Consider the following 4,103-nt stretch of genomic DNA (forward strand, 5'->3'; position numbering starts at 1 on the left):
GTGTCCGCCCCGCCCCGGCCGTCGTCGGAGACCTGCAGCATCACCCGGTCCTCGGAGCGCCACACATCCACGGCGGCCGTCCGGGCGCCGCTGTGCTTGCTGATGTTCTGCAGCAGCTCGGAGACGGTGAAGTAGGCGATGCCCTCGATGGCGGCTGCCGGCCGCTCCGGCAGGTCCACCGTCACCGTCACGGGCACGGTGCAGCGGGCGGCCAGAGCGGACAGGGACGGGCCCAGGCCCCGGTCGGTGAGGATCGCCGGGTGGATGCCGCGCGCGAGGTCGCGCAGCTCCTGGAGGGCCAGCTTCACCTCGCCGTGCGCCTCGTCGACCATCCGCGCCGCCGCCTCCGGGTCCTCCTGAAGCTTCTCCTTCGCCAGGCCCAGGTCCATGGCGAGGGCGACCAGCCGGGCCTGTGCCCCGTCGTGCAGATCGCGCTCGATACGGCGCAGATCGGCCGCGGCCGTGTCGACCACCGTGCCCCGGTCCGACTCCAGCTCCCACACCCGCTCCGCGAGCCGCGAGGGGCCCAACAGCCCGGACACCAGCAGCCGGTCGACGGAGGTCAGCCCCCGTATCACGAACGGCGTCCCCACCAGCAGCAGCGCCCCGGCGACGCTGGTTACGGCTATCTCGAACGGGGTGTCGAGGAAGAAGCCGCGGCCGTCGACTTCGAAGAGCTCTATGCCCTGCTGGTCGCTGTAGGTGGGGAGGACCCACTGCCACAGCGGATAGCTCACCAAGACCCAGGCGTTCACCCACAGCGCCAGCGACACAGCGAAGGCGAAGATCGCCCACGGGAGGTGGATCACCGAGTAGAGGACATGGCGCCAAGAGGTGCCGCTCTTGAGCAGCGCGCCCACCCATGCGAACGGACCCGACTTGCGCGACCCGCGGGTCACCGCCCGCACCGGCTCGGGATCGGCGACCTCCAGCCGCAGCAGCCCGCGCGCTCTGGCCCGCTCCACGGCCCCGAGCGCCCGGCAGCCCGCCAGGGCGACCCCGAGCACCGGTATGCCGAGGAAGGTGACCAGGAGTCCGAAGCCGAGCGCGAGCATCGTGACCGCGTAGCAGAAGGTGAGCAGGGCCATCGGGAGGCTGAGCATCAGATACAGGAACTCGCGCCAGACACGGGCCTTGAAGGGTGCACGCAGCGCCGCGGGCACCAGAGAGCCGCGGGGCTCGGCTTCCGGCCCGTACGGTTCGTATGCGGTGGCCATCTCTCGTCCGTCCTCCGAAGGGTGGGGCATGGTGCCCGTGCTGCGGTGCGTACATCCAGGCTCCCGGAGCGCGCCCATTCGGGCCATGGAGCAGGTAGGCGTCTTGACCGTGGGGCTAGCCCTACCGTCGGGGTAGCCCTGGGCATAACCGTCGGGGTAGCCCTGGCCATAACACCGGACCGGCCCTCTAGACCCGCGCGGCCCCGCGGTCGCGCCACGGCAGCTCGGCGGTCACGGCCGTCGGGCCGCCCACCGGCGAATCCACCGTGAACAGGCCGTCGACCGACCCGAGCCGTTCCGCGAGCCCGGCCAGACCGCTGCCCCTGTCCGTGCTCGCGCCGCCGTGCCCGTCGTCCCGCACATGGATCAGCAGCCGCCCGTCCGACCGCCACACCTCGACGGCGGCCGTCCGGGCGCCGCTGTGCTTGCTGATGTTCTGCAGCAGCTCGGAGACGGTGAAGTAGGCGATGCCCTCGATGGCGGGCGCGGGCCGCTCCGGCAGGTCCACGGCGACCTCCACCGGCACCGTGCAGCGCGCCGCGACCGACGACAGCGCCGCGTCCAGGCCCCGGTCGGTCAGCACCGCCGGGTGGATGCCCCGGGCGAGGTCGCGCAGCTCCTGGAGGGCCAGCTTCACCTCGCCGTGCGCCTCGTCGACCATCGCGGCCGCCGCCCCCGGGTCCTCCAGCACCTTCTCCTTCGCCAGGCCAAGACCCATGGCGAGGGCGACCAGCCGGGCCTGTGCCCCGTCGTGCAGATCACGCTCGATACGGCGCAGATCGGCCGCGGCCGTGTCGACCACCGTGCCCCGGTCCGACTCCAGCTCCGCGATCCGCCGCTCCAGCTCGTCGGAGGGGGACAGCAGCCCGCGCACCATCGCCCGGTCGGCGTTGGTCAGGCCCCGCGCGATCCAGGGCAGCACGGGCCAGGCGAGGAAGAGGGAGAGCAGGGTGACGCAGAAGGTGACCACCGCCCAGGGCAGCCGCATGAAGGAGTACAGCGTGGTCCGCCAGCCCACCGGGTCCCGCAGCCGCGCCCACAGCCAGGAGAAGAAGCCGCCGTCCGCGTGGTGCCGCAGCCGGCTCGGCTCGTCGACGCGCACCAAGAGCAGGGCGCGGGCGCGACGCCGCTCGAACGCGCCGTACAGCCGGCTGCCGCGCAGCCCCAGAGCCAGCAGCGGCAGCCCCACCACGGTGATCGCCAGCCCCAGGCCCATGACGAGCCACACCAGGGAGTAGACGAAGCCGAGGATGCCCATGGGCAGATTGGCGAGGAGGTGGGCGATCTCCTTCCAGGTCTGCGCGGGAAAGCCGAAGGCGGGCGGCCGGGGCAGCCGCGCGTGGCCCTGGTCGCCCTGGACACCCTCGTTGGTTGAACTCACGGTCATACGGCCAAGATTGCCCGGCCCGCCCCCGCCCCGCCATGGGGTACGTCGCCGTGCCCGGGTAGGGGTAACCCCACCGCATCTCGGACCGGCGGCTCACCTGGACGGCTCCAGGGCCTACACTCCCGTGCGTACGTAGCGTCGAACATACGACATCGGCGAACATCAGGCGGGACAGGGAGCGAGGGGCGGACGTGCCGGAGGCGACGACCGTGCACACCACAGCCGTGCCGCTCGCGGCCGACTACTTCCAGGGCTATTCGGTGGTCGGCCTGCTCGCGGTGGTCGGCGTGCTCTTCGTCGCCGTGGCCTTCGGGGCCGGGCGGCTGCTGCGGCCCGTGGTGCCCACCCCGGAGAAGCTGCTGACATACGAGTGCGGTGTCGACCCCGTCGGCGAGGGCTGGGCGCACACCCAGGTCCGCTACTACGTCTACGCTTTCTTGTATGTGATTTTCGCGGTGGACTCGATCTTCCTCTTCCCTTGGGCGACGGTGTTCGCCGCACCGGGCTATGGCGGAACGACGCTGGTGGAGATGTTCATCTTCCTCGGCTTCCTCGCCGTGGGCCTGCTGTACGCCTGGAAGAAGGGCGTCCTGGAATGGACGTGACACCGAACCCCGCCCCCACACCGGCATCCACACCTGTGGATCTTCCGGAGCCGCGCCGCCTCGGGACGCTCGCCAGACTGGCGCCCGAGCCGATGAAGGTGGTCCTGAACTGGGGCCGCCGCTACAGCCTGTGGGTCTTCAACTTCGGGCTGGCCTGCTGCGCCATCGAGTTCATCGCGGCGTCGATGGCCCGCCACGACTTCATCAGGCTCGGCGTGATCCCCTTCGCTCCCGGGCCGCGCCAGGCCGACCTCATGGTCGTGTCCGGCACGGTGACGGACAAGATGGCGCCCGCGGTGAAGCGGCTCTACGAGCAGATGCCCGAGCCCAAATACGTCATCTCCTTCGGGGCCTGCTCGAACTGCGGCGGGCCGTACTGGGACTCGTACGCGGTCACCAAGGGCGTCGACCAGATCATCCCCGTCGATGTGTATGTGCCGGGCTGCCCGCCCCGCCCGGAGGCGCTGCTGCAGGGGATCCTGAAGCTCCAGGAGAAGATCGCGCGCGAATCGCTGGGCGAGCGGTACGGGCGCGATGGCGGGGCCTCTCGGCCGTCCGCTACAGCCCTGCGCAGCGGCCTGGTCGCGCCACCCGCCCCGTCCTCAGGACCGGACGCGGGGGAGGGCACGCCGTGACCGCGCCCGACGACCGGAACCAGCCCGTCGAGGCCGCCGCCGCGCCTGCTGCCGCCGAGGCCGCGCAGCCGACGGTCGGCTGGCTGCCGCGGCCGGCGACCGAGCTGTTCGGCGAAGGCGCGACGGCGGAGGAGTCGTACGGGCTGCTCACCGTCGACGTCCCCGCCGACGCGTGGATCCCCGCGCTGGAGACCGCCCGCGACGCGCTGGGCTGCACCTACTTCGACTGGCTGAGCGCGGTCGACGAGCCCGGCGCGGG

At 71.9% G+C, this 4,103-nt stretch carries 4 protein-coding genes and 1 pseudogene; 3 read left to right on the forward strand and 2 right to left on the reverse strand.

Features of this window, described 5'->3' with window-relative positions:
• Window positions 1–1,217: sensor histidine kinase (locus CCN51_RS45870; protein WP_086860911.1), on the reverse strand; the 1,217-nt coding region annotated here is incomplete at its 3' end.
• Between the two features lie 187 nt (window positions 1,218–1,404).
• On the reverse strand, window positions 1,405–2,604 hold the full coding sequence (locus CCN51_RS45875; RefSeq protein ID WP_107426246.1) for a sensor histidine kinase: 1,200 nt from the start codon (window positions 2,602–2,604) through the stop codon (window positions 1,405–1,407).
• Between the two features lie 191 nt (window positions 2,605–2,795).
• On the opposite strand from CCN51_RS45875, the gene CCN51_RS45880 reads away from it, so the two are divergent.
• The 3 genes and pseudogenes from CCN51_RS45880 to CCN51_RS58600 all read left to right on the forward strand — a co-directional run.
• Window positions 2,796–3,209: an NADH-quinone oxidoreductase subunit A gene (locus tag CCN51_RS45880; protein ID WP_014178713.1), complete on the forward strand. Its 414-nt coding sequence runs from the start codon at window positions 2,796–2,798 to the stop codon at window positions 3,207–3,209.
• Window positions 3,200–3,844: an NADH-quinone oxidoreductase subunit B gene (locus tag CCN51_RS45885; protein WP_014178714.1), complete on the forward strand. Its 645-nt coding sequence runs from the start codon at window positions 3,200–3,202 to the stop codon at window positions 3,842–3,844. Before CCN51_RS45880 ends, CCN51_RS45885 begins: the two co-directional genes overlap by 10 nt.
• Before the next feature lie 83 nt (window positions 3,845–3,927).
• Window positions 3,928–4,103: pseudogene (locus tag CCN51_RS58600) on the forward strand (NADH-quinone oxidoreductase subunit C); the annotation flags it as partial.

This window comes from Streptomyces milbemycinicus (genome assembly GCF_002154605.1).
GTDB classification, from domain to species: Bacteria; Actinomycetota; Actinomycetes; order Streptomycetales; family Streptomycetaceae; genus Streptomyces; species Streptomyces milbemycinicus.